Annotated in this window: 24 protein-coding genes; 9 read left to right on the forward strand and 15 right to left on the reverse strand. The window is 65.1% G+C overall.

What is annotated here, in order from left to right; translation table 11 throughout:
- Window positions 1-18: 18 nt before the first annotated feature.
- Together COW1_RS03965 and COW1_RS03970 are read left to right on the forward strand one after the other, a co-directional pair.
- Window positions 19-426, forward strand: a complete 408-nt coding sequence (locus COW1_RS03965) for a hypothetical protein (protein WP_201345494.1) — start codon at window positions 19-21, stop codon at window positions 424-426.
- A gap of 123 nt (window positions 427-549) precedes the next feature.
- Window positions 550-1,134, forward strand: a complete 585-nt coding sequence (locus COW1_RS03970) for a hypothetical protein (protein ID WP_201345495.1) — start codon at window positions 550-552, stop codon at window positions 1,132-1,134.
- A 389-nt stretch (window positions 1,135-1,523) separates the two neighbouring features.
- Here COW1_RS03970 and nhaD read toward each other — a convergent pair whose 3' ends face one another.
- From nhaD to COW1_RS03995, 5 genes are all read right to left on the reverse strand, one after another.
- A complete protein-coding gene (gene nhaD / locus COW1_RS03975) occupies window positions 1,524-2,942 on the reverse strand; it encodes a sodium:proton antiporter NhaD (RefSeq protein ID WP_201345496.1) in 1,419 nt (472 codons plus the stop codon).
- Between the two features lie 34 nt (window positions 2,943-2,976).
- Window positions 2,977-3,456, reverse strand: a complete 480-nt coding sequence (locus COW1_RS03980) for a universal stress protein (protein ID WP_201345497.1) — start codon at window positions 3,454-3,456, stop codon at window positions 2,977-2,979.
- Between the two features lie 7 nt (window positions 3,457-3,463).
- Window positions 3,464-5,302, reverse strand: a complete 1,839-nt coding sequence (locus tag COW1_RS03985; protein WP_201345498.1) for a SulP family inorganic anion transporter — start codon at window positions 5,300-5,302, stop codon at window positions 3,464-3,466.
- 456 nt (window positions 5,303-5,758) lie between these two features.
- Entirely contained in the window at window positions 5,759-7,066 is a 1,308-nt protein-coding gene (locus tag COW1_RS03990) for a HAMP domain-containing sensor histidine kinase (RefSeq protein ID WP_201345499.1), read from the reverse strand.
- 268 nt (window positions 7,067-7,334) lie between these two features.
- Window positions 7,335-8,009, reverse strand: a complete 675-nt coding sequence (locus COW1_RS03995; protein ID WP_201345500.1) for a response regulator transcription factor — start codon at window positions 8,007-8,009, stop codon at window positions 7,335-7,337.
- 225 nt (window positions 8,010-8,234) lie between these two features.
- On the opposite strand from COW1_RS03995, the gene COW1_RS04000 reads away from it, so the two are divergent.
- From COW1_RS04000 to COW1_RS04030, 7 genes are all read left to right on the forward strand, one after another.
- Window positions 8,235-9,359 carry an aminotransferase class V-fold PLP-dependent enzyme gene (locus COW1_RS04000; protein ID WP_201345501.1) on the forward strand — a complete coding sequence of 375 codons (1,125 nt, stop codon included), beginning with the start codon at window positions 8,235-8,237 and terminating at the stop codon, window positions 9,357-9,359.
- Window positions 9,360-9,555: 196 nt separating this feature from the next.
- Window positions 9,556-10,476 (forward strand): YiiX/YebB-like N1pC/P60 family cysteine hydrolase, encoded by a 921-nt coding sequence (locus COW1_RS04005; RefSeq protein ID WP_201345502.1) that lies wholly within the window; start codon window positions 9,556-9,558, stop codon window positions 10,474-10,476.
- Window positions 10,477-10,514: 38 nt separating this feature from the next.
- A complete protein-coding gene (locus COW1_RS04010; protein ID WP_242466488.1) occupies window positions 10,515-12,872 on the forward strand; it encodes an acyl-CoA dehydrogenase in 2,358 nt (785 codons plus the stop codon).
- Entirely contained in the window at window positions 12,869-14,158 is a 1,290-nt protein-coding gene (locus COW1_RS04015) for an acetyl-CoA C-acetyltransferase (protein WP_201345503.1), read from the forward strand. The genes COW1_RS04010 and COW1_RS04015 overlap by 4 nt, the downstream gene beginning before the upstream one ends.
- Window positions 14,155-16,185 carry a 3-hydroxyacyl-CoA dehydrogenase NAD-binding domain-containing protein gene (locus COW1_RS04020; RefSeq protein WP_201345504.1) on the forward strand — a complete coding sequence of 677 codons (2,031 nt, stop codon included), beginning with the start codon at window positions 14,155-14,157 and terminating at the stop codon, window positions 16,183-16,185. The genes COW1_RS04015 and COW1_RS04020 overlap by 4 nt, the downstream gene beginning before the upstream one ends.
- Window positions 16,186-16,190: 5 nt before the next feature.
- Window positions 16,191-18,008, forward strand: coding sequence for a long-chain fatty acid--CoA ligase (locus COW1_RS04025; protein WP_201345505.1), 1,818 nt, complete (start codon window positions 16,191-16,193; stop codon window positions 18,006-18,008).
- Between the two features lie 6 nt (window positions 18,009-18,014).
- On the forward strand, window positions 18,015-18,398 hold the full coding sequence (locus COW1_RS04030; protein WP_201345506.1) for an acyl-CoA thioesterase: 384 nt from the start codon (window positions 18,015-18,017) through the stop codon (window positions 18,396-18,398).
- A gap of 142 nt (window positions 18,399-18,540) precedes the next feature.
- Here the strand turns inward: COW1_RS04030 and COW1_RS04035 are convergent, their stop codons facing one another.
- The 10 genes from COW1_RS04035 to COW1_RS04080 form a co-directional block, all read right to left on the reverse strand.
- Window positions 18,541-18,900, reverse strand: coding sequence for a PilZ domain-containing protein (locus COW1_RS04035; RefSeq protein WP_096366353.1), 360 nt, complete (start codon window positions 18,898-18,900; stop codon window positions 18,541-18,543).
- Window positions 18,901-19,039: 139 nt separating this feature from the next.
- Window positions 19,040-19,843, reverse strand: a complete 804-nt coding sequence (locus COW1_RS04040) for a TatD family hydrolase (protein WP_096366352.1) — start codon at window positions 19,841-19,843, stop codon at window positions 19,040-19,042.
- A gap of 312 nt (window positions 19,844-20,155) precedes the next feature.
- Window positions 20,156-20,500 (reverse strand): PilZ domain-containing protein, encoded by a 345-nt coding sequence (locus COW1_RS04045; protein ID WP_096366351.1) that lies wholly within the window; start codon window positions 20,498-20,500, stop codon window positions 20,156-20,158.
- Complete coding sequence (locus COW1_RS04050; RefSeq protein ID WP_201345507.1) at window positions 20,497-21,492, reverse strand: DNA polymerase III subunit delta'; 996 nt, start codon at window positions 21,490-21,492, stop codon at window positions 20,497-20,499. Before COW1_RS04050 ends, COW1_RS04045 begins: the two co-directional genes overlap by 4 nt.
- Window positions 21,493-21,591: 99 nt before the next feature.
- Window positions 21,592-22,218, reverse strand: a complete 627-nt coding sequence (gene tmk, locus COW1_RS04055; RefSeq protein WP_201345508.1) for a dTMP kinase — start codon at window positions 22,216-22,218, stop codon at window positions 21,592-21,594.
- Complete coding sequence (locus tag COW1_RS04060) at window positions 22,215-22,814, reverse strand: pseudouridine synthase (protein WP_201345509.1); 600 nt, start codon at window positions 22,812-22,814, stop codon at window positions 22,215-22,217. The genes tmk and COW1_RS04060 overlap by 4 nt, the downstream gene beginning before the upstream one ends.
- Before the next feature lie 309 nt (window positions 22,815-23,123).
- Complete coding sequence (locus COW1_RS04065) at window positions 23,124-23,432, reverse strand: cytochrome c5 family protein (RefSeq protein ID WP_096366347.1); 309 nt, start codon at window positions 23,430-23,432, stop codon at window positions 23,124-23,126.
- Between the two features lie 160 nt (window positions 23,433-23,592).
- Entirely contained in the window at window positions 23,593-23,817 is a 225-nt protein-coding gene (locus COW1_RS04070) for a hypothetical protein (protein ID WP_201345510.1), read from the reverse strand.
- A gap of 96 nt (window positions 23,818-23,913) precedes the next feature.
- Complete coding sequence (locus COW1_RS04075) at window positions 23,914-25,221, reverse strand: citrate synthase (protein ID WP_201345511.1); 1,308 nt, start codon at window positions 25,219-25,221, stop codon at window positions 23,914-23,916.
- A 17-nt stretch (window positions 25,222-25,238) separates the two neighbouring features.
- Window positions 25,239-25,997, reverse strand: coding sequence for a hypothetical protein (locus tag COW1_RS04080; RefSeq protein WP_201345512.1), 759 nt, complete (start codon window positions 25,995-25,997; stop codon window positions 25,239-25,241).
- Between the last annotated feature and the right edge of the window lie 20 nt (window positions 25,998-26,017).

Raw genomic sequence — 26,017 nt, forward strand, 5'->3', positions numbered from 1 at the left:
CGCCCAAGGACGGGAAAAATGGATGCCGTAACGGAGTACCTGGCCGATGGGTACGCGGGCGATCTGACCACCCTCGGGGCGCTGCAAATCCTGTGCGGGTTCAGCCACGAGCAAGCCGCCGCGGCCTGCCTGGTGTCTCCCGCGACTTACCGGCGCTGGCGCAGCGATCGCAAGGCCAACCCGACCGCCGTCCGGTTGATGGCCATTCACGCGGGCTACTTCCCTTGGCCCGGCTGGGACGGCTGGGAGATGCACAACGGCTTCCTGTTCCCGCCGGGCTACGCGCGGCACGGCTTCGGCCCCGGCAATCTGATGGCGCTGCCGTTCCTCTACCAGCTGCTCGCCGAGTACCGGCGCAAGGGCAAGTCCGCCGAGACCGTCAAGCCAACCCTCGACCGGCTCGCCGAGGGTGCCCGGTACCTGTAACACGGGCACTTTGTCTCATCCGTGCGACTCAGGGCGCTAACCCTTTGCTGATTGACTGGCCTCGTGGCCGTACCTGTAACACGGCCACTTTGTCCACCGGGGTGGAAAATCCGGGGGTGGATCATGCTTGAGACCGTCCACCCCACCCACCTGCACGCGGGCGTTCTGGCCGCCTGTCAGGCCCATGCCGAGAACCCGAAACGGGGGCAGCAAGCCTTTCTGACCTGGACCCTGATCCAGACCCTCGGCATCGAGGAAGCCCGCCGCCGGGTCTCCCGCTCGACCTTCTACACCCACCTTCAGGTTCTCCGGACCGCAGGGGTTGCCCTGCCGCCGGTGGTCCCGACCCATCCCGGCGGTAGCTGGTTCGGTAAGGCCACGGCCTCCGAGGCACTGGCGACCCTGACGGCGCACCCGGGCCGGTTGATGGACCTGGTGGACCAGCCGTTCGAGGTGGTCCAGCCCTGGCCCACGCGGGGCCTGGGCATCGATCCGGGTGATAACACCGGCTTGCAGTATGACCTTGAAGCCTGGCCGGTCGGCACCTCTGGCGTCGTGGTGTATGTGCTTTTCGATGGGCAGTGGCAGGCCACCCTGGAACACACCTTTCACCAGACCCTGTCGCTGGAGTTCAGCTGCGTGACGGTGCCGATCAACACCCTGATCCAGTGCACCGTGCCGAAGGAGCTGCCGTCATGCCCGGCCTGACCCGCCCTGCTCTTACGTCGCCCCCACAACGGTATCCCGGCCGTCAGGCCGGGACCGTGGGGGCGCTGCGCGTCTCTTCGGGCTTTTGGTTTTGCGAAGGCAGGATGCCGGAGCCAGGGCAGGACGCCCGCTTTCCCGAGCGACTGGACAGGAGCGAGACCGGAGACCTGGGCGGAAAATCTCATATCCGGACTATTGGTTCCACGCAGCCGGAAATGCGTAGCCTTTTCGGCGTGTTAGATCGAAGTTATGCCGTCGATGGGACTCGCAGTGTTTTTTTTCATCACAAATGTGGGCATATTGCCCAAAAGGGGTTTACTGATGGAACATCAGAATCAGCTAATGTTATACATTATGCGAAGTATTTGGCATGGGCAGGCTGGCCGGGTTCAGTAATATCCAGCATTGATCCAGCTGTGGACGCCGACGCTGGTGGCATATCCGAGCGCGATGGCCGGCGTCCATCTGAGGTGGCTGAAGAAGGTGTAATAACCCCGAGCCTGTCCCATCAGTGCCACACCGGCGGCGGAACCCACCGACAGCAGGCTGCCGCCTACACCGGCCGTCAGTGTAACCAGCAGCCACTGTCCGGTCGGCATGTCCGGTTGCATGGTCAGTACGGCCAGCATGACCGGAATGTTGTCCACGACTGCCGACAGCAGGCCCACGGCAATATTGGCCGGCGTTGCGCCCCATTGGAGGTACATGACCTCCGAAGCGAGGGCGAGATAGCCGAGAAACCCGAGTCCGCCCACACACAGCACTACGCCATAGAAGAACAACAGCGTATCCCACTCGGCACGCGCGATCTTCTCGAATACATCGAATGCCACGACCTCTCCCATCTGGCCTTCATGGGTCTCGTCGTCGATCCCCCCCGGGTGATCCCGATGCGCTGTCTTCTGGAGATAGAATCCCATGAACTGCAGATAGGCCAGACCGGTCAGCATTCCGATTACAGGAGGAATATCGAGAAGATTATGAAAGCTTACGGCTGTCACGATGGTCAGCAGGAACAGCGCAATGATGCGTCTGCCACCGCGTTTCATGCTGACCTTGTCATTGACGACGCGTGGCTGATCGTCTGGGACGGCAAAGTGCATCAGGATGGCCGGAACCAGGAAATTGACCAGTGCCGGCACGAACAGCGCGAAAAAGGTATTGAATTCGAGCATTCCCTTCTGCCAGACCATCAATGTGGTGATATCACCAAAAGGGCTGAAGGCGCCGCCGGCATTGGCCGCCACCACGATGTTGATGCAGGAAAGGGAGATGAAGCGCGGATTGTCGCCGCCGACCGCCATCACCACGGCGCACATCAGCAGCGCGGTGGTCAGGTTGTCCGCCAGTGGTGATATCAGGAAGGCCAGCCAGCCGGTGAGCCAGAACAGCCTGCGCAGTCCCAGGCCGCGGCCCTGCAGCCAGGAACGCAATGCATCGAACACCTGCCGTTCCTCCATGGCGTTGACATAGGTCATCGCTACCAGCAGAAACAGCATAAGTTCGGCATACTCGAGCAGGTTGTGACGAATTGCCTGTTCGACCTGATGAGACAGGCCATCCGCGGCATGAATCCAGGCGATCATTGCCCAGATTACACCGGCGGCCAGGATTACCGGCTTTGATTTGCGCAACCCGGTGAACTCTTCCGACATCACCAGTAGATAGGCCAGAACAAAGATCGCGATGGCGATATACCCGATGGGATGGGTGGTGAGGTCATGAACTCTCGTCCCGGTTACGGCAAGGGCCGATGTCGGGGTTATGCTGATTGTCGCGCCGGCGATCGCGAAGGCGCCCGGCTTCATGGAGTCTGCTCAGTGCATGAAGTACCGGACCGCATCAGGCACCGCCCCGCAGTGGCATGTCGAGGCCTGGTATGCTGCTATTCGTCGGTGTTGTTCCTGCACCGAACAACTGGCAGTGCGGGCTCATGGAGTGCAGGCGCTGTTCGAGTCCGGAAAGTTTGCCCAGCAAGCCCCAGCGGGACTGTCCTGTCACCACATAGGCAGCATGTCGTTCCTGCGCCAGGAGAATGATCTGAGTCTGCAGATCCCCTGTGACGACGCTGACTTCGGCCTGCTCCACCCCGATATGCTGCAGCAGTCCGCGCAGCCAGGCGTCTGTTGTGCGTGCCGTCTCCCGGCGGACCTCGCTCGGGCTGACAAAAGGGGAATAGCCGGATTCGACGCAGAATTCATCCACGACATGAACGACCAGCAGGGTCGCCTGGCAGAGCCGGGCCAGATTGGCGGCTCGACGCAGGGTCGTTTCAGCCTTGCGGTCGAGATCCACGGATGCAATTACGGTTTTCTGGTTCATCTGATATTCATTCCTGATTGTGGGCATCGGCACCGGGTTGCGCCGAACATTCACGGAAGATCCGCCTACTGCAGTTACGGCAGACATCGGGGTCGAGTCGGTCGACCACCGTGTTGATGGCCACGGTCTTGCCGGGAAAGATGTTTTCTTTCCCGATCTCATCGAGATAGCCGCCACGTTCCAGCACTGAACGCACCTCCGGTTTCAGACGAATCAGGTACAGACCACCCCCGGCCTCGCGCCGTTGCCTGGCCTCCTGCGCCAGCAGTTCCGCACCGGCCATGTCGATGAAGTTGATGCCGGTGGCCGAGATGGCGACATGCCGCTGCCTGGGCGACTCGTCGGTGAAGCGCGCCAGCGAATCGGCGACATGATTCACGGCCCCGAAGAACAGGGAACCGTCCAGGCGGGCAAGTTTGAGCTGCGGGCATTCCGGCAATGAGTCATCGCTGACGAAATCCCGCCTGGGCGTGTCCGGGTTCGGCACCCGCGGAACCAGTCGCGGGCGTGAGGTGCGGTTGATGTACAGCGCCAGCGACAGCAGCACACCGGCGAGAATGGCGAACTCCAGTTCCAGCAGCAGGGTCGAGAAGAAGGTGACGGCCAGCACCGCCGTTTCCTGACGGCTGGTCCGGATGATCTGACGGATATGATGGAAATCGATCAGTCCCCAGGCCACCAGGAACAGAATGGCGGCCATGGCCGCGTTGGGCAGGTAGGCGGCCAGTGGAGCCACCAGTACGATAACGCCTGCCAGCAAACCACCGGCGAAGACTGCGGCGAGCGGAGTTCTGGCCCCGGCCTGGAAGTTCAGTCCGCTGCGATTGAAGGAACCGGTCGCCACGTAGCCGGAGAAGAAACTGCCGGCGATGTTCGACAGTCCCTGGCCGATGAACTCCTGATTCCCGTCCAGGCGCTGATGAGCGCGGGCGGCCAGCGATCGGGCAATGGACACCGCCTCGGTCAGGGCGAACAGGGTCACGGCCAATGCCGCGGGGGCGAGATCCTTGAGTGTGGCGAGATCGAATCTGGGTGCCGACAGTGGCGGCAGGCCGGCGGGCAGCGCCCCGACGGTCGGGATCTGGCCCAGAACCGCCCCGCCCCAGCGCGAGAAGGCCACACCGGCGAGGCTGCCGATTACCATGGCGGCGATCATGTAGGGGATCCGCGGCCAGCGTTGCTTTACCACCAGACCGCTCAGCAGTGTGATCACGCCGACACCCGCCACATAGGGGTCGATGTCCTGCAGATGCAGCACCAGGTGGTGCAGTGTCTCATGCAGGTGCAGCCCCCGCGGCATCTCCAGGCCGAAGAAATGCTTGATCTGCTTGGACGCAATCAGCAGCGCCGCGCCTGCGGTGAAACCGACCACGACCGAGTGGGAGATGTAATTGATCAGCGTGCCCAGCCGCGCCACGCCCATGGTGATCTGCAATGCACCCACCATCAATGTAAGTGTAAGCGCAAGACTGACATATTCGGCGGTCGCCGGTTCGGCGAACACGCTCAGGCTGGAGAACACCACGATGGAGGCGGCGGTGGTCGGTCCCGAGACCAGGTGCCATGACGAGCCCCACAGGGCTGCCACGATGGCCGGCACGATGCCGGCATAGAGACCGTATTCCGGAGGCATGCCGGCAATGGAGGCAAACGCCACGCCCTGCGGCAGCACCACGATCGCGCCGGTCAGTCCGGCGATGAAATCGGCACGCAGGGTCTGGGGATTGACCCGGTGCCACCAGCGCAGAAAGGGAAGAATTCGGATCAGCCACAGCGGGCAGGCCCTGGCGCTGTCAGCGGTGGATTGCGGCTGTAGTGCCTCTGTCCGGGCGGGGATACTGCTCATGAAGGCTCCTGTCTGAAGTTGCGGTTCTGCAGCCGGCGCCGGTGATCACATGCCGGGGAAAGCTGCCGCCGTCAGCCACCGGAGTGGCCCCGTCGTCAGTCGCGGAGGCGCCGGCGTGCGGCAGTGCGCCGCCATCGGCGCCCCAGCGCGGTTCCGGTCTTCTCGCGGTGTCGTCCTCTTCCCTGTGTTGCATCCGCATGCTGCGCGAGACAGCGGCTCCGCACAGGGCGCCACAGATGGCCAGGGCAAGCAGTACTCCAGGCATGGCAGGCTGCCTCTCGATGTCGGGTTCGTGGAAAGCTACGAAGACCGGTGGCGAAACGGTCCGGCACGGGCCGATTCAGCATGGACGCCACGATAGCAAGGCGGGGATCAAGGGAACGTAAAGCAAAGGTGAAGAGAACGTGAAGACGCGACGGGACCGGGGTGCAGCTGTCCCCTGCCCTGCCGGGATCGTCAGGCGGAAGCGGGGCCCGACGTGCCCGCGCCTGCGTGGGGCGGGTTGAGGTTCAGGCTGAACAGGGCCCCGCCTTCGGGGCGGTTGCGCACCGAGATGGCCCAGCCCTGACGGTCGGCAATGTGCTTGACCAGCGGCAGGCCGATGCCGGCGCCGCGGGTGGCGCGGCGCGAACGCCCGCTGTGTTCGAACAGACAGTCCAGGTCCTGCGACGGGACGCCGGGGCCGGTATCGGCCACACTGAGCACGCCGCCCTCGAGTGTGATGCTGACACTACCGTTCTCGGTATAGGTGAAGGCATTGCGGACCAGATTGCCGATTGCAATCGCAAGCAACGGGCGTTCGACATCGAGGGTGAGCGGCTCGCGGATGTCCACCGACAGCGATACCGGCTTGGATGTGAGCAGATAGCCATGCTGCCTGACGACTTCCTGTGCCACCTCGCCGACCTGGCATTCGGAATGGCTGGCATCGTCCGTGCGTTGTTCCCGCGCCAGCATCAGCAGCGTGGTGGTCAGATCGCTCATGCCATGCACCGTGCGCGCGATCCGCTCCAGCTGCTTACGGGTGCGTTCGTCCTGGTCGGGGCGGCCCTGCAATACTTCCACTGCACCCTGGATCACGGCCAGCGGCGTGCGCAGCTCATGGCTGGCATCGGCGGAAAAGGCCCGTTCGCGCTCGACAAAGGCGCGCATCCGCTCCAGGTAGCGCTCGAAGGCATGCGCAAGCTCGGCGACCTCGTCGTGTGCCAGGCCCTCGGCGAAGGGGGAATGCAGATCGTCCGGTGAACGTTCGCGCACCCGTGTGGCCAGTTCCCGCACCGGGGCGATCACACGGCCGGCGAGCCACCAGCCGCCGCCGGCGGCGAGCAGAGTGGTGCCGAGAATACCGCTGCTCAGCACCAGCAGCAGCAGGCCTTCCCGCCGTTCGACCTGGGTGCGGTTGTGCAGCATGATGAGCTGCATATCGCCATCCCGCACCACCGCGGCATAGTAGGGAATCCCGTCCACGCTCACCTCCGAGCGTCCCGAGGGCAGTCCACGCAGTTCCGGCGGCCGGTTGTCGGGCCGGTCCCCGCGGACCAGGTAGCCGCGGACCGTGGCGGTCATGGGCGGCAGTGAATCGGGATTGCGCTCGAGTCGGGCCCGATAGTCGTCGATCTCGGCGGTCAGCGCCTCGTCGATCAGACGCCGGTCCAGGTCCCGGACCGTGATGTAGACCCAGCTGCCGAGTGCCAGGCTGACGCTGCCGCCGATCAGGGCGAAGCCGACCATCACGCGCAGCCGCAGTCCGAGCCTGTAGATCATCCTAGGGCCTGTTAACACTAATCCCATCGCCTCTGCTGGGGCTGATTTTCCGTCCAGCAAGGCAGAATGAGCGAAGTGTAGTGATTCTACATGAGCGAATGATAACGCCGCTGGGCGGAAAATCAGCCCCAGCCCTGCGGGTTGCGCCTGAAAAAGCGCCACTCGTCGTTGCTCCTCGCTTATTTGGAATCACCAAACTGCGCTCCTCGCGCCTTGATTGGCGCTTTTTCAGGCACAACAGAGACGATGGGATTAGTGTTAACAGGCCCTACTCGGCCGCGAGCCGGTAGCCGAAGCCGCGCACGGTGTGCAGCAGCGGTTGTGGAAACGGCCGGTCGATGATCGAGCGCAGCTGGTGCAGGTGGCTGCGCAGCGCGTCGCTGTCCGGGGGCGAATCCCCCCAGATGCTGCGCTCCAGCTCCCGGCGGCTGACCACGTTCGGCGAGCGTTCCATCAACAGATGCAGCAGCTTGAGTGCAATGGGCGGCAGGTCAAGCGGCCGGCCGGCCCGGGTCGCCTGCCAGCTTGCGGTATCGAGGATAAGATCTGCCACTTCGAGGCGCTCGCCGCGGGGTTCGCCGTGGGGGTTGCGTCGCTGCAGGGCCTGCAGCCGCGCCTGAAGCTCCAGCATCGAGAACGGTTTGATCAGATAATCGTCCGCGCCGCTGGCAAAGCCGTCCAGCTTGTCCTCCAGACTGTCACGGGCGGTAAGCATGATGATGGGGGTCCGGCGGTTGGCGGTGCGCAGATTGTTGCATACCTCCAGTCCGTCGATGCCCGGCAGCATGAGATCGAGCACAATGGCATCGTAGTCATTGTCCAGCGCGAAGCCCAGCGCGGTATAACCGTTATAGGCGATGTCCACCGTGTGCCCGCCCCCTTCCAGGAATTCGGTCAGGTTCGCCACCAGATCCGGATTGTCTTCGACGACAAGAAGCTTCATTGCGTTGTGCCAGTGGCAAAGGTGATGGAATGGCCCGTCTTCCCCCTCAATGTCGGTGTTTGCATTACAGCTTCCGGCGGGGACGATTGTGCATCACGAACCGTGAAGCAGACTATATCACACCCTGTACCCTTCCCCGCCGGATGACGAACCTGAAGGACTCGTTTGCCTGTCGATGAGCGCCATGGCAAGCTGATCACCTCTGTGGGACCTGCGGAAAACAGCATGCGGATCGAAGCACTGGAAGACGAATTCGAACTGGCGTCGGACCTGATCTATCTCAACCATGCCGCAGTCTCGCCCTGGCCGCGGCGCACGGCGGCGGCCGTCCGCGCCTTTGCCGATGAAAACTTCCACGAAGGCTCGCGCCATTACCCGCAATGGCAGCAGACCGAACAGCGACTGCGCGAGCGGCTGCAGCGCCTGATCGGTGCGCGCGGCGTCGACGAGATCGCGCTGCTGAAGAACACCTCCGAGGGCCTGTCCTTCATCGCCGCCGGGCTGGACTGGCAGGCCGGCGACAATGTGGTCATCAGTAACCAGGAGTTCCCCTCCAACCGGGTGGTCTGGGAGTCGCTCAGGCCGCGCGGCGTCGAGGTCCGCTATGCCGATGTCTCGGGCGAAGACCCGGAACAGGCGGTGATCGAAGGGGTCGATGAGCGCACCCGCCTGGTGGCCATCAGCGCGGTGCAGTACGGCACCGGGCTGCGGCTGGATCTGCGTCGCATCGGCCGGCACTGCGAGGAGGCCGAGGTGCTGTTCTGCGTCGATGCCATTCAGCAGATCGGCGCCCTGCCCTTCGATGTGCGTGCGGCGCGGGCGGATTTCGTGGTCGCCGACGGGCACAAGTGGATGCTGGCGCCGGAGGGGCTGGCGCTGTTCTACTGCCGTCGCGAACTGCTGCAGACATTGCAGCCGCTGGAGTACGGCTGGCACATGCTGGCCGAGCCCGGCAACTTCGACAATCCCGACTGGCAGGTGGCCTCCGATGCCCGCCGGTTCGAATGCGGCAGTCCCAACATGCTGGGTATCTATGCGCTGGAGGCCAGCCTGTCGCTGCTGGAGGAAATCGGCATGGATCGGGTCGGCACGGCGGTGCTGCAGCGCTCGCAGCAAATCGTCTCGGCGCTGCAGGCGCAGCCCGATCGCTATGCCCTGATCACCCGCACCCAGCCGGACCGCCTGGCCGGCATTGTCACCTTCCGGCCCCTGCAGGAGCCGGTGGACGACCTGTTCCAGCGCCTGCGCGCGGCCGGGGTGCAGTGCGCCCAGCGCGCCGGCGGCATCCGGGTGTCGCCGCATGCCTATACGCCCATGAGCGTCATCGAGCGTTTTCTCGGCTTGCTGTAACGCCCTGATTATGCAGGTTGGGTTTCGCGTTGCTCAGCCCAACCTGCATAGTGTGACGGACATAACAATATAATATGCAGTGGATTTCGGCGTGTTCAGTTTTGTTCCGCCCGGGCCGCTATATTTAAGGTAAGGCAACCTTCAGCGGTTAGAGGGGTCAGAACCACAGGCACAAGGCACGGCCGGGAGCAGCGCAATGGCGCGAGGACTGAAGGCCTGGATCGCCGCACGCATCACCCGCTGGCTGACGCACGAATCGTCCGCCGAGCAGACCCCGCTGTGTGATTTCGAACGCCTCAGCTACGAGATCCGCCCCGCCGATGTGCTGCTGGTCGAGGGCCGCGCCCGGGTCAGCAATGTCATCAAGAATCTCACCCAGAGTCCCTGGACCCATTCCGCGCTCTACATCGGCCGGCTGGCCGATATCGACGATCCCAGTGTGCGCGAGCACGTCTCCTATCTCTACGACGGCGATCCCAACGACCCGCTGGTGATCGAGGCCCTGCTGGGCGAAGGCACCGTTGTCCATCCGCTGCACAAGTATCGCCGCGATCATCTGCGCATCTGCCGGCCCACGGGGTTGTCCCGGAGTGATGCCCAAAGGGTGATCCGCTTTGCGGTCAGCCACCTGGGCTGCGAGTACGACATCCGCCAACTGCTGGACCTGGCGCGCTTCCTGTTCCCCTACGGCGTGCTGCCGCGGCAGTGGCGCTCGTCGCTGTTCGAGCACAACGCCGGCATCCCCACCCGTACGGTCTGCTCCTCCATGCTGGCGGCGGCCTTCAATGACGTGCATTTTCCCGTGCTGCCCGTGATGCAGCGGCGCGAGGACGGTGAGTTGCGGCTGTACAAGCGCAATGCGCGCCTGTATACGCCGCGGGATTTCGACTACTCGCCCTATTTCGAGATCATCAAGTATCCCTGTCCGGGTCTCAAGGACCGGGCCCTGTATCGCGACCTGCCCTGGGAGGAGGAGTACATCTGCCGGGACCGGCGCGATCGCATGGTCCGTCTGCTTGATCTGAACGTGGCCAGACAGTATCCGCAGGGCACCCCGCCGCCGCCGAACTCCGTGAACGAGGGCGAAGCGGTTTCCGTGGAGGTCGATCGCGGCTGACTGCCAGATTTCTCTACTCTGGTGACGGGAGGTTTTCAATGCAGGGCACAATGCTGTGGATCCTGGCAGCGGCACTGATTGGGCTGGCGCTGCTCACAGGGCTACCCGACTGGCGCCGCCGCTTGTTGATGCGGCCCTTGTTCCGAACCTTCAAACGGGTGCTGCCGCCCCTGTCGCAGACCGAGCGCGAGGCGCTGGAGGCCGGCACCGTGGGCTGGGACGGCGAGTTGTTCAGCGGCCGGCCCGATTGGAACGCCCTGCACCGCTATCCCGTCTCTGAACTTAGCGAACACGAGCAGGCCTTTCTCGACGGTCCGGTCGAGGCCCTGTGCCGGCAGCTGGACGACTGGCGCATCACCCACGAGGACGCGGATCTCGCCCCCGAGGTCTGGGACTTCATCAAGCAGCAGGGCTTGTTCGGCATGATCATCCCGCGCCGCTACGGCGGGCTGGAGTTCAGCGCCCAGGCCCACTCCCGGGTGGTGATGAAGATTGCCAGCCGCAGCCTGACCGCGGCGGTCACGGTGATGGTGCCCAACTCGCTGGGCCCGGCAAAGCTGCTGCTGCACTACGGTACGGCTGAACAGAAGGACCATTACCTGCCGCGCCTGGCCCGCGGCGAGGAGGTGCCCTGCTTCGCCCTGACCGGTCCCGAGGCCGGTTCGGATGCCGCCTCCCTTCCGGATACCGGCGTGGTGTGCTTCGGCGAACTCAATGGCGAACGGGTGCTCGGCATCCGGTTGAACTGGGACAAGCGCTACATCACCCTGGGGCCGGTGGCGACCCTGCTGGGCCTGGCCTTTCATCTCTACGATCCCGATGGCCATCTGGGCAGTGAGCCGGATCTCGGCATTACCCTGGCCCTGATTCCCACCGACACGCCCGGGGTGGAGATCGGCCGGCGCCACTACCCGCTCAATTCGGCGTTCCAGAACGGTCCCAACCGTGGCCATGATGTCTTCATTCCGATCGACCAGGTCATCGGCGGCCGCGACGGCCTGGGCCAGGGCTGGCGCATGCTGATGGAATGCCTGGCCGACGGCCGTTCCATCTCGCTGCCGGCGCTGGCCACCGGTGCGGGCAAGCTCTGTTCGCGCGCCACCGGTGCCTATGCCGCGGTGCGCAAACAGTTCCGCCTGCCCATCGGTCGCTTCGAGGGCGTGGCCGAGGCGTTGGCCCGCATCGGCGGCAACACTTATCTCATGGATGCGGCGCGCGGTTTCACCTGCAGCGCGCTGGATAACGGCGAACAGCCGGCGGTGGTGTCGGCCATCGTCAAGTATCACCTGACCGAACGCATGCGCGAGACGGTCAACCATGCCATGGACATCCAGGGCGGCAGTGGCATCTGTCTCGGCCCGCGCAATCTCCTCGGCCGGGTGTATCAGGCCGTGCCCATCAGCATCACGGTGGAGGGTGCCAACATCCTTACCCGCAGCATGATCATCTTCGGCCAGGGCGCGCTGCGCAGCCATCCCTATGTGCTGCGCGAACTTGAGGCGGTGCAGGATCCGGACGCCGAGGCCGGTCTGCTCGCCTTCGACCGCGCCCTGACCGCGCATCTGCGCTGGGGCCTGGGCAATGCCGTGCGCTGTCTCTGGTACGGTCTGACCGGCGCCCGATTGCAGCGGCTGGGTTTCCGCCCGCGGGGTGAGCCCGTGGTCGCCTATCGCCAGCTCACCCGCCTGAGCACGGCCTTCGCCCTCAGTGCCGATCTGGCCATGTTCACCCTCGGCGGCAGCCTCAAGCGCCGCGAACGCCTCTCGGCCCGGTTGGGCGACGTGCTGAGCAACCTTTATCTCGGCAGTGCTGCGCTCAAGCAGTTCCACGCCCAGGGCTGTCCGGAGGCCGACCGGCCGCTGGTGGAATGGGCCTGGCGCGAATGCGCCCATCGCGCCCAGGAGGCGCTGCTGGCATTGTGCGACAACCTTCCCAACCGCTGGTTGGGCCGATTGCTGAAGCTGTGGCTGTTCCCGCTGGGCCGCAGTTACGCTCCGCCTTCCGATGCCCTGTGTGATCAGGTGGTGGCGCTGCTGCTGCGTCCCGGCGAAGCACGCGATCGGCTGACCGCCGGGCTGTTCCTGCCCGAGGCTCCTGACGCGACCCTGAACCGGTTGGAAACCGCCCTGACCCTGAGTGTGCAGGCCGAGCCGGTGCTGCGGCGCATCCGCGCGGCGATGCAGGCGGGCCGGGTGGACAGCGGCGATCCGGAGCAGCGGCTGGAGGCCGCGCTCGCTGCGGGTGTGATCACTGCAGCGGACGCGGACAGGGTGCGCGCGGCCGTCGCCGCGCGGCACGAGGTCATTGCGGTCGATGCCTTCGACCCGGCAGACTTGGGCCACAACCCTGACCGTATCCGGACACCAATACCCACAACCCAGGCGGAGGCAGGATGACACCGGTCTATATTGTCGACGGACTGCGCACCCCCTTTCTCAAGGCCCGCAACGCACCCGGCCCCTTCGCGGCCGCCGATCTGGCCGTGCATTCGGGGCGCTCCCTGCTGCTGCGGCAGCCGTTTGCCCCGGATATGCTCGATGAAGTCATCGCCGGCTGCGTCATGCCCGGCCCGGACGAGGCCAACATCGCCCGCGTGGTTGCGCTCCGGCTTGGCTGCGGCGAACGGGTGCCGGCCTTCACCGTGCAGCGCAACTGCGCCTCGGGCCTGCAGGCGCTGGACACCGGCCTGCGCAACATCGCCCTGGGCCGCTCCGAACTGGTGCTGGCCGGCGGCATCGAGGCCATGAGCCACGCGCCGGTGCTCTGGAGCCACGCCATGGTGGCCTGGCTGGGCGGCTGGATGCGGGCGCGTTCCCTGGGCGCGCGCGCAAAACAGCTGGCACGGCTGCGCCCCGGTCACCTGAAACCGGTGATCGGTCTGCTGCGCGGACTGACCGATCCGGTGGTGGGCCTTTCCATGGGCCAGACCGCGGAGGTGCTGGCGCACCGCTTCGGTATCAGCCGCGAGGCGATGGACGAGTACGCCCTGCACAGTCATCAGCGGCTGGGCGCGGCTTATGATGCCGGGCATATGGACGAGGTCGAGCCGCTGTATGCGCCCGACGGCCGATACTGGTGTGAGGACGACGGCCTGCGCCGCGACACCACACTGGAACAACTCGCAGCATTGCGGCCGGTGTTCGACCGCCCCTTCGGCAGTGTCACCGCCGGCAACAGCGCCCAGGTCACCGATGGCGCGGCCTGGCTGATCCTGGCCTCGGAAGCCGCGGTGGAGCGCCACGGCCTCACCCCGCGCGCCCGCATCGTCGACAGCCACTGGGCCGGCCTGGACCCGGGGCAGATGGGCCTGGGCCCGGTGCATGCCATGGCCCCGCTGCTGCAGCGCCATGAACTGACAACGCAGGATATCGACTACTGGGAGATCAACGAGGCCTTCGCCGCCCAGGTGCTGGCATGTCTGGCGGCCTGGCAGGATACGGACTACTGCCGGGAGCAACTCGGACTCGACCATGCCTTCGATGCCATCCCGCGCGAGCGGCTCAACATCGACGGCGGCGGTGTCAGTCTCGGCCATCCGGTCGGCGCCAGCGGGACGCGCATCGTGCTGCACCTGCTGCAGGTGCTGGAGCGTGAGCAGGCCCGGCGTGGCGTGGCCTCGCTGTGCATCGGCGGCGGCCAGGGCGGCGCCCTGCTGCTGGAACGTCCGGAGGTGCAGGCATGAGCTGGCAGGACTGGAGGCTCGAGACCGATGCCGCCGGCATTGCCTGGCTGATGCTGGATCGGCACGACGCCGGCACCAATGTACTCACTGAACAGGTGCTGGAGGAATTCAATCAGGCCCTGGAGCAGCTGGAACAGTCGCCGCCCGCCGGTCTGGTCATCCGCTCGGCCAAACCCAACGGCTTCATCGCCGGCGCCGATGTGCGCGCCTTCACCGATCTGGAATCCCGCGACCAGGCGCTGGAACTGATCCGCCGCGGCCAGGCCGCCTGCGACCGGCTGGAGGCCCTGCCCTGCCCCACGCTGGCATTGATGCGCGGTTTCTGCCTGGGCGGCGGGCTGGAGCTGGCGCTGGCCTGCCGTTACCGCATCGCGGTGGATGTGCCCAACACCCGGCTCGGTCTGCCCGAGGTGCGCCTCGGCATCCATCCCGGCTTCGGCGGCAGTGTGCGTTCCATCGCCGCCATCGGCGCCCCGGCCGCACTGGACCTGATGCTGACCGGGCGCGGTGTTTCCGCCCGTCAGGCCCGGCGGCTGGGGCTGGTGCAGCATGCCGTGCCCGAACGCCATGCCGAGACCGCCGCGCGCACCCTGCTGCAGGAGGCCCGCGCCCTGCCCCGCCTGGCCTGGTGGAAGCGCGCCGCCAATCACCGACTGACGCGCCCGCTGCTGGCGGCCTTCATGCGGCGCAAGGTGGCGGCGAAGGCCCGGCCCGAGCATTACCCGGCCCCCTATGCCCTGCTCGATCTGTGCGTGAAGCACGGCGACGACCGCCGGAGCATGTTCGCCGCCGAGGCCGAATCGGTCGCCGACCTGATCCGGGGCGACACGGCGCAGAACCTGGTGCGGGTCTTCTTCCTGCAGGAACGGCTCAAGGGACTGGCCAAGGGGAATAAATCGGATCCCACCCACGTGCATGTCATCGGCGCCGGGGTGATGGGCGGCGACATCGCCGCCTGGTGCGCCCTGCAGGGCTGGCGCGTGACCCTGCAGGACCAGTCCCCCGCGCGCATCGCCCCGGCCATCGGCCGCGCCGGGAAACTGTTCCGCAAGCGCCTGAAGATACAGCGCGAGATCACCGCCGCCCTGGACCGGTTGATCCCTGACCATCGGGGGCAGCATGTCGAGCATGCCGATGTGGTGATCGAGGCCATCTTCGAGGACCGCGAGGCCAAGCAGCAGCTCTATCAGGCGATCGAGCCGCGGATGAAGTCGGATGCGCTGCTCGCCACCAATACCTCCAGCATCCCGTTGGAGGAACTGGCGTCAGTGATGGCGCGGCCGCAGCGGCTGGTTGGTCTGCACTTCTTCAACCCGGTGGCGCGCATGCAGCTGGTCGAGGTGGTGCGCGGCGAGAAGACCGCGCCGGAGGTGATCGACCGCGCCCTGGCCTTCACCCGCGCCATCGACCGCCTGCCGCTGCCGGTGGCAAGCAAACCGGGCTTCCTGGTCAACCGCATCCTCATGCCCTATCTGCTGGAGGCGGTGGAACTGGTGGAGGAAGGCGTGCCGCCGGCGCGCATCGATGCCGCCGCCGAGGCCTTCGGCATGCCCATGGGACCCATCACCCTGGCCGACACGGTGGGCCTGGATATCTGCCTGCACGTGGCGCGCATTCTGGGCGAGGCCTTCGGCCTGGCCATGCCGGCGCGGCTGGAGCAACTGGTCGCGGACGGCCATCTGGGGAAGAAGTCGGGCCGCGGCTTCTACCGTTATCACAAGGGCAAACAGATCAAGACCCGGGACAGCGGCAGTGCTGCACCAACGGATATCGAATCGCGTCTGGTGCTGCGGCTGCTCAACGAGGCCGCCGCCTGTCTGCGCGAGGGTGTGGTCGAGGACGGCGATCTGCTCGATGCCGGCATGATCTTCGGCACCGGCTTCGCCCCCTTCCGCGGCGGCCCCATGCACTATGCCGACGATCGGAGCGCCGGGGCCATTCTGGTAGAGTTGCACGATCTGGAGGCCCGCCACGGCGGGCGCTTCGCCCCCGATCCCTGGTGGGAGCAGCGACAGGAGACGGATTGACTCAGATGAAAGAACGCGATGTCATCACGCCGGAGGAAGCCGGTACCCTGGCCGGCCTGTTCCGGGAGCGGGTGCGGCGTTCCGGCGACGCCGAGGCCTACCGCTACCATGACCCCGACAGCGGCAGCTGGAAAAGCCTGAGCTGGAACGCCATGGCGCGACGGATTGCGCGCTGGCAGGCGGCCCTGCGTCGCGAGGGCCTGGAGCCCGGCGACCGCGTCGCCCTGATGCTGCGCAACGCCCCCGAGTGGGTGCAGTTCGATATCGCCGCCTCGGGGCTGGGGCTGGTGATGGTGCCCCTCTATACCCAGGACCGGGCCGAGAACATCGCCTATATCCTGCAGAACGCCGGGGTGAAGCTGCTGCTGATCGGCGACGACGAGCACTGGGATCTGCTCAAGCCGGTGCGCGGTGAGCTGGGCTTTCTGCTGCGTATCCTCAGCGTGCGGCGCTGCCGCGACCCGGGCCATGAACCGCGGCTGCGGTGCCTGGAGGACTGGCTCGGACCGGAAACCGATGCCGACCCGGCCGAGGCGGTGCAGGTCGCGCCGCTCGATCCCGATACGCTTGCCACCATCGTCTACACCTCGGGTACCACCGGCCGGCCCAAGGGCGTGATGCTCAGCCATGTCAACATCCTGTGGAACGCCCATGCCTCGCAGCGCATGGCAGCGGTCTACCCCGACGATCTGTTCCTGTCCTTCCTGCCGCTGTCGCATACCTTCGAACGCACCGTGGGTTATTATTTGAGCATGATGTGCGGCGCGGCGGTGGCCTACAACCGCTCCATTCCCGAACTGGCCGAGGACCTGCTGGCGATCCGGCCCACGGTGCTGATCTCGGTGCCGCGCATCTTCGAGCGCGTGTACAACAGGATCCAGGCCCAGCTGGAGGAGAAGTCGCCGGTCGCGCGGGCGCTGTTCAACAGCGCGGTCACGGTGGGCTGGCGCCGGTTCGAATACCGCCAGGGCCGGACCGGCTGGTCCCCCGCCCTGCTGGCCTGGCCGCTGCTCGATGCGCTGGTGGCGCGCAAGGTGATGCAGAAACTGGGCGGGCGCATGCGCCTTGCCATCAGCGGCGGCGCGGCCCTGCCGCCGCGGGTCTCACGGCTGTTCGTCGGGCTGGGGCTGAATCTGCTGCAGGGCTACGGGTTGACCGAGACCAGCCCGGTGCTGTGTGCCAGCACCCTGGAGGACAACGTGCCCGACAGCGCCGGCCTGCCGCTGCCCGATGTCGAGGTGCGGCTGGGTGCAGGCGACGAACTGCTGGTGCGCAGTCCCGGCGTGATGTTGGGCTACTGGGACAACCCGGAGGCGACCGCGGCCATGATCGATGACGACGGCTGGCTGCACACCGGCGACAAGGTGCGCATGGACGCGCGCGACCGGGTCTGGATTACCGGCCGCTGCAAGGAGATCATCGTCCTGTCCAACGGCGAGAAGGTGCCGCCCGGGGACATGGAGATGGCCATCTCCATGGATCCGTTGTTCGATCAGGTCATGGTCCTGGGCGATGGCCATCCCTTCCTGACGGCGCTGATCGTGGTCAACCCGGATCAGGCTCAGCTGGAACTCAAACGCCTGAACGTGGACCCGGATACGCCCGGCGTGCTGAATACCGAGCCGTTCAAATCCCTCGCCGAGGCCCGCGTCAGGGAACAGATCAAGACCTTCCCCGGTTATGCCCAGATCCATGGCATCACCTGCTACCGGGAGGCCTGGACCATCGAGTCCGGCCTGCTGACACCGACGCTGAAGCTGCGCCGCGACAAGGTGGCGGCAGAGGCGGCCGGGGACATCGACCGCATGTACGCAGGACATTGAGCTTGTATGAACGATTCTGATGCCGATGACCGCCAGCCAGCCCTGCGGCTGGTGGCCTCTCCCCAGGACACCAATGCCGCCGGCGACATCTTCGGCGGCTGGATCATGGCCCAGGTGGACGTGGCCGGCAGCATCGCGGCCTACCGCCGGGCCGGCGGCCGCGTGGCCACGGTGGCGGTGGACTCGCTGCAGTTCCATCAGCCGGTGCTGGTCGGCGATCTGGTCAGCTGTTATGCCGAGGTGATGAAGGTGGGTACCACTTCCATTACGGTGCACGTGGAGGTGGTCGTGGAACGGGATTCCCGGGCAGGCATTGCCCGGCTGAAAGTCACCGAGGCCAATCTGGTCTATGTGGCGCTGGACGATGATGGGAAGCCGCGGCCGGTGTGAGCCTGGTTGCAGTTCATCCCGTCATCCCCGCGCAGGCGGGGATCCAGGCACCTCGGCGGTTATGGATTCCCGCCTGCGCGGGAATGACGGTGAGCGGCGCGCGTTATCAGCGGGCTTGACCTCTGCCCCGGTCTGCCATTTCTCAGGCCGCGTCGGTCGCCGTCAGCGGGCGATCCTGCCGCTGCGCCGTCTGCTGGTAGTAGAGGATCTCCTCGATCACGGCGCAGCTGATACCGTCACCGGTGTCGAAGCGGATGGCCACGCCCAGTTCGTCCCAACGGGCTACCTCGCCGCCGGCCTGGCGCGAGATCCGGCACCAACCGGTATCGATGCCGAAATTGAGCTGTACCAGCGAGCCGGTGGCGGGATAGTTGCCGCCCTCGATCTCCACGAACATGCTGCAGCCGCCGAGGTCGCGGATATGGCCGCGGCAGCAGCCGTGCAGATGCCGGATTTCCACGTCGATGCAGGTTGCGGTACGGTCGTGACTGCGTCGTTCCATTTCCGCCCTCTCTTGGTGTTGTTCTGCGTTCAGGGCGTCCGTGCAAGCAGGTACCCGCGCTCATGCGCAGGCGGTAAAGGCGTTAGCGGAAACGGCGGGGGAAACTTTAACAGGATGTGAGCCGCGGGAAGCTGTGGGATCAGGCGGTGATCCGGTACGACTCCCGGGTGGAGGGAAACAGCCGGAAGAAGTTCTCGGTGGAGGCCGCGATCAGTTCCTCGACCGGTTCACCGCGCGTCTCGGCCAGGGATTCGGCCACGAAGCGCACATAGGCCGGCTCGTTGGGCTTGCCGCGCTTGGGCACCGGGGCCAGGTAGGGGGAATCGGTCTCGATCAGGATGCGGTCGGACGGCACCTTGCGCGCCACCTCGCGCAGGGCCTCGGCGTTGCGGAAGGTGACGATGCCGGAAAAGGAGATGTAGAAGCCCAGGTCGAGGGCGGCACGGGCCATTTCCCAGGTTTCGGTGAAGCAGTGCAGGATGCCGCCGGGCTCCTCGGCATGGCCTTCGCGCAGCAGGGCGAGGGTGTCCTCGCGGGCATCCCGGGTGTGCACGATCAGCGGCTTGTGGCAGGCACGCGCGGCCTCGATGTGGGTGGCGAAGCGGCTGCGCTGGATCTCCTGTTCGGCCGTCTCCTTTACATAGTAATAGTCCAGGCCGGTCTCGCCGATGGCAACCACGCGCGGGTCGTCGGTATGGGCCAGGATAGCCTCCACGGTCGGCTCCTGCGGCACCTCGTCGGTCGGGTGCACGCCGACCGAGACGCTCACGTCCGGCTCGGGCTCGATCAGCTCGCGCATGGCCGGATAGGCCTCGAGACTGATGGAGATGCACAGGAAGCGCCCGACCTGATGGGCGCGGGCCTCGTCCAGGGCCTGGTGCAGGCCCCCGGGATAGCGGCTCAGGTCGAGGCGGTCGAGATGGCAGTGGGAGTCGATCAGCATGGTTCCAGTATCCGTCCGGCGGTATGTGACTGGGCGTGTAGTCTACGGATTTTGGGGGTGGTTGCTAAGTCCGAGATGCGGCAAAACCGCAATCGTAGTGAGGGTGCAGGATGGAGGCCGAAAACTGGCTGTCATTGCGAGGAACGAAGTGTCGCGGCACAAGCGAGCTTGTGAGCGCAGAACGCCCGCAGGGCGGCCCCGAAGGGGTGAGCACAGCGAATAATCTCCACCCGGCTAATCCCGCCGTATGAGATTGCCACGCTACGCTCGCAATGACGGGGATTCGGTCGGCCCGTTGCTGCTTGGCTCGGGCTACATGGTGTGGGTCGGGCGTTCGGCCTTGAGCGCGCCGGCGAGATAGGTCTCGATCTTGTTGCGGCAGCTGCCGCCGTCCTGGTCGCTGAACTGCACGCCGATGCCGGCCGCCCGGCTGCCCTGGGCGCCCTTGGGGGTGATCCAGATGATGCGTCCCGCCACCGGCAGCTTTTCGCCCTCGTCCATCAGGGTGAGCAGCATGAACACCTCGTCGCCGAGCTGGTAGCTTTTGTTGGTGGGGATGAACAGGCCGCCGTTCCTGACGAACGGCATGTAGGCTGCGTACAGCGCGCCCTTGTCCTTGATGCTCAGTGAAAGTATGCCTTGCCGTCCGGGTTTCATGCGTGTTTGCGTCTCCTGCGGGGTCTGCCCGCTGCCGTCCAGGCGATCAGCAGGTCCTCGAACAGCGACTGCCGGTTGACCGGGGTCGCCGTCATCTGCAGGGCCTGCCAGACCTGCTCCAGTAGATTGTGCAGGGTGACCGGGTCCATATCCTCGGCCATATCCTGCATGGGTTCAAGCAGGTCGAGATTGCGTATCGCGTGCTCGCCCTGCTGCAGGCGTATCAGATCCATCAGCCACTGACTCATCCATTCCAGCGGTGCGTTGTTGTCGGCACCGGACCAGTCGGCGGCCACCGCGACCGCATCCTCGCGGCCGTCGATCAGCGCCTGCCACTGATCGAACCAGGCCTGGCGCCGGGCCAGATGCTCGCCCTCGGTCAGGGCCAGCGCGGTCAGCGGGGCGCCGTTGGCCAGGGCCAGCAGCAGATCCGCATCATGGTCGCCGACGCGGGTTGCCAGCCAGCCGCGGGCCCCGGCCGCCGGAGGCGCAGCCAGCCGCAGTCCCTGACAGCGACTGCGGATGGTGGCCAGCAGCCGCGAGGGCTGATCCGTGATCAGCACCAGTACCGTGTTATCGGTCGGTTCCTCCAGGGTCTTGAGCAGGCTGTTGGCCGCGGACCTGTTGAGCCGGTGAGCACCCTCGATGCGTGCCACCTTGAAGCCGCCCTGGTGGCTTTTCAGCCCGAGCCGGGCGCAGAGCTCACGCACCGGGTCGATCTGGATCTGGGTCTTGCCCGGCTCCGGGACGAGGATCAGGTTGTCCGGATGCGTGCCGGCCTCGAACTGCTGGCAGGCGCTGCAGTGACCGCAGGCGCTCCCGTCGGCGGCCGGTTGCTGGCACAGCAGGCTGGCGGCGAAGGCCTCGGCCAGATCCTGCTTGCCGACTCCCGCCGGCCCGTGGAACAGGTAGGCGTGGGCCAGCCGGTTGGCCTGGCGTTGGGCCTGCAGTTGTTGCCACGCGGACAGATTCCAGGGGTATATTTCTTTCATTAATAAAGTGTTAAAGATAAATTGTGAAGTATTTTATACAATACGCTCAGCGGCGATTGCCTGTTCCCGTCATTCCGGCGCAGACCGGAATCCATTGCCTCAGTCAGCATCCAGCAACCGTTCCAGCGCCAGACGAATCCCGGCCTGAACGGTTTCCAGATCCTGTCCGGCGTCGATGACCGCAAAGCGTTCCGGCTCGGCTCGGGCCCGGTTCAGATAACCTTGGCGGATACGCTCGAAGAATTCCAGATTTTCCTGCTCAAACCGGTCCGGATCGCTGCGGTTACCGGCGCGTTCCATGCCAATCTCTACAGGAACGTCCAGCAGCAGGGTCAGATCGGGGCGCAACCCGCCCTGCACCAGCTGTTCCAGTTCGGCGATCCGTTCCAGTGAGAGTCCGCGGCCGTAGCCCTGATAGGCGTAGGTGGCGTCGGTAAAGCGGTCGCACAGGACCCAGTCGCCACGTTCCAGCGCCGGGCGGATCACCTTGTCCAGATGCTCGGCGCGGGCAGCGAACATCAGCAGCAACTCGCAGTCCGGATGCATGCCCTGGTGGGCGGGATCCAGCAACAGGCCGCGCACGGCCTCGGCCAGCGGTGTTCCACCGGGTTCGCGGGTGCTGACCAATACTTTATTCTTTGCATTAATTAAAGATTCTATATATCTGATATTGGTTGTTTTACCGACTCCCTCCCCGCCTTCCAATGTGATGAATCGACCCTTCATGACCGGCCTCGTTGTGCGGTTCCGGATGCGGCACGTGCCCGCCTGCCAGCCGTTCCGGTCGTGGGCTTGCCGACGCAGCGGTACTGGCCGGGCGCCAGTTCACCCAGGGTCCAGCGGCCGATGCGATAGCGGATCAGGCGCAGGGTGGGATGGCCGATATGGGCGGTCATGCGTCGCACCTGGCGATTGCGCCCCTCCTCGATCAGCAGGCGCAGCCAGCAGGTCGGAATCGACTTGCGCTGGCGGATGGGTGGGTCGCGGTCCCAGACCGCGGGGGAATCGATGCGTTCGACCCGGGCGGGCCGGGTCGGGCCGTCCTTGAGTTCCACGCCCTGGCGCAACTGTTCCAGCGCGGCTTCCTCCGGTATGCCTTCGACCTGCACCCAATAGCCCTTGGCCTTGCCGAACTTGGGATGGGAAAGCTGGTGCTGCAGCCGACCCTCGTCGGTCAGCAGCAGCAGGCCCTCGCTGTCGTAGTCGAGTCGACCGGCCGGGTAGACGCCCTTGACGGGGATGTAGTCCTGCAGGCTGGATTTCCCGCCCTCGCGGCGGAACTGGGACAGGACCCGGAAGGGCTTGTTGAACAGGACGATCATGCGCCTATTGTATGGAATCCGTGGGCGGGTTGCAGCGTGAAAAAATCTCAACGCAGAGGCGCAAAGCCGCAGAGAACGCAGAGTTCTGTAGGTTGGGTTAGGCGCGATGCGCCGTAACCCAACGAATACGGCCTGGATGTCGGGTTACGCCCTTCGGGCTAACCCGACCTGCGACGTAGATGGCGTCTTGCAAATATTGCTATATCTTTGCGTCCGCTGTGCCTCCGTGCCTCTGCGTTGAAAGGGGGTTAAAAAATACAAAACCGGGCACGAGGCCCGGTTCCGGATCCGTAAGACTGTGGATCGGTCTTACTGGGACTGCTCGATGATGTACTCCACAGCCGCTTGCATTTCGGCGTCGCTGCAGTCCATGCAGGTGCCCATGGGCGGCATGGCATTCAGGCCTTCCTTTGCGTGCTTCATCAGGGTGTCCATGCCCTGCTCGATGCGCGGGGCCCAGGCGGCGGCGTCGCCGACCTTGGGGGCACCGGCGGCACCGGTGCTGTGGCAGGCAAAGCACTTGCTGTCATAGATTTCCTTGCCGCCGCGCTCGGCCAGCGCCAGTCCGCTGCTTGCTGCCATTGCGCCCGCCAGGGCTGTGATGATCAGCTTCTTCATTTCGGTATTCTCCTGTAGTTTGGGGTCAAGACACCGGATGCGAATCCGTCAAATATACTCCGAATAGGCCGGGTTTCAAAGATAACTTATTGATACAACGATTTTATCCATGGATGAAATTAATTTCTGCCCGAGTTCCAGTGAGCCTAGCAGGGCCAGGTTAAACAGAACCTGAACGGCGCCCGTCGGTTGCCGTCGCGGGACGGCTGAAGATCTCGGCCAGCCAGAACAGGTAGCTGTAGAACAGGGCCGTTACCGCCAGGTTCAGGGGAGTGGCGCCGGCCATGCCGCCGAGGGCCTGGTACAGGGCCAGCCCGGCGAAGGCCAGCAGCCCGGCCAGGATGTTGAGGTGCAGAAAGGGCCGCAGCCAGCGACGCAGGTTCATGCGGAGATCTCCGGTAGTCTCTGAGTGTGAGCCAGAGATTAGCCCCGCCTACCGTCCTGTCACCTTGATTCGCATCAAGTTCCCCGCCCGGTCGATTCAATCCCCGCGTTGGTCGATGGGGGTGTAATCGCGCCGGGAATGCCCCACATAGAGTTGGCGCGGCCGGCCGATGCGCTGTTCCGGATCGTCCATCATCTCCATCCATTGGGCGATCCAGCCCACGGTGCGTGACATCACGAACATCACGGTGAACATGCTGAGCGGGATGCCCAGGGCGCGCAGGATGATGCCGGAATAGAAATCGACATTGGGATAGAGGTTGCGTTCCTTGAAGTAATCGTCCTCCAGCGCGATCCGCTCCAGTTCCAGGGCGATCTCGAACAGCGGCTGGTCGCGGGTCGAGCCCAGCTCATTCAGCAGGTCATGGCAGGACTGGCGGATGATCTTGGCGCGAGGGTCATACTGCTTGTAGATGCGGTGGCCGAAGCCCATCAGCCGGAAGCTGTCGGATTTGTCCTTGGCCCGGGCCACCAGTTCGGGGACCTGCTTCACCGACTCGATCGACTCCAGCATCTGCACCACCGCCTCGTTGGCGCCGCCATGGGCCGGTCCCCACAGCGAGGCGATGCCGGCGGCCACACTTGCGAAGGGGTTGGCGCCGGAACTGCTGGCCAGGCGCACGGTGGAGGCACTGGCGTTCTGCTCGTGATCGGCGTGCAGGATCATCATCAGGTCCAGCGCACGCGAGGCCACGGGATTGACCTCGTAGGGCTCGGAGGGCACGGCGAACATCATGCGCAGGAAGTTGTCGACATAGCCCAGGCTGTTGTCCGGATAGATGATCGGCTGGCCGACCGAGTGTTTGTAGCTGGCCGCGGCCAGGGTGGGCATCTTGGCGATCATCCGATGCGCGGAGATTTCGCGGTGGTAGGGGTCGGTCACGTCGGTGGAGTCGTGATAGAAGGCCGACAGCGCCCCAACCACTCCGACCATGATGGCCATGGGATGGGCGTCGTAGCGGAAACCGTCATAGAAGCGCAGCAGGCCCTCGTTGACCATGCTGTGGCGGTTGATGATCTCACGGAATTTATTCATCTCGGCCGGCTGCGGCAGCTCGCCGTAGAGCAGCAAGTAGCAGACCTCAAGGTAATCGCTGTGTTCGGCCAGCTGCTCGATGGGATAGCCGCGGTACAACAGGGTACCCTCGTCGCCGTCGATGTAGGTGATGCTGCTGCGGCAGCTGGCCGTGGCGGCATAGCCGGGGTCATAGGTGAACATGCCCAGGCCTTCGTGCAGGCCCTGGAGGCTGAAAACCTGTGCACCGTGGGTGCCCTTGCTCACCGGCAGCTCGACGGACTTTCCGGTGCGGTTATCGGTAATGGTAACGGTGTGTTCATCGCTCATGGTTTATCCCCTGGCGCTCATTGCAGTGAGTCGAGTTCGCGCTGCAGTTCCCGAATGCGCGCATTGCAGTCCTGTTCGATGGCATCGATCTGTTTGAGGATTTCCGTCTCGCGCGCCTGTCGTTCGCTCGCCTCGGCTTCGAGCTGCGCGATTTCCTCCTCCCGGGCGCGGCGCAACCGCTCCTGCTCCTCGCGCCAGGCCCGTTCCTGGCAATCCACCCAGGGGATATAAGGACACTTCTTGCAGTCGCGCTCGTCGTAGGGGTCGGGATCGAGGCAGGCACGCCCGCAGGTCATCAGCAGCCTGCCGTTGTCGTTGTTGTAGTAGTAGATGGGACCATCACCGTCCTTCACGCATTGCAGTTCGACCAGGTTCTCGCAGTAGCTGGGCGCGCTGCAGTGCTCCTGGCCGTAGCGCGATTCGAGGAAGGAACGGATCAGCGGGTGCAGTTCGGGGCGGACAGCGGGCTGTGCCGATTCACCCCTGGATTCCGCGGCCGGCGCCGTGTCCGTCTGCGCGGGTGCCGCATCCCGTGCCGCCGCGGCATCGGGGTCGGCGTGACGGCGGCCGGATTCGCGCTCGGCATCCAGGCGCGCCTTCTGTTGCGGCGTGATGACGTAGGGGTCGAGTGCCTCCTGCTCAATGCCGTTCGTTTCGTCGACCGGGGCCGCTTCGGTTGCCGCCTCACCTCCGGTTGCAGCGGATTCGGCGCGCAGCACGCCGGCGGGAGTCGCCAGGCACAACATCAGGCACAACTTGATCAGTATGGTCTGCATGCTCTCAATCAACTCTGAAG

The sequence above is a fragment of the Thiohalobacter sp. COW1 genome (assembly GCF_016629505.1).
Classification (GTDB): Bacteria; Pseudomonadota; Gammaproteobacteria; order Thiohalobacterales; family Thiohalobacteraceae; genus Thiohalobacter; species Thiohalobacter thiocyanaticus_A.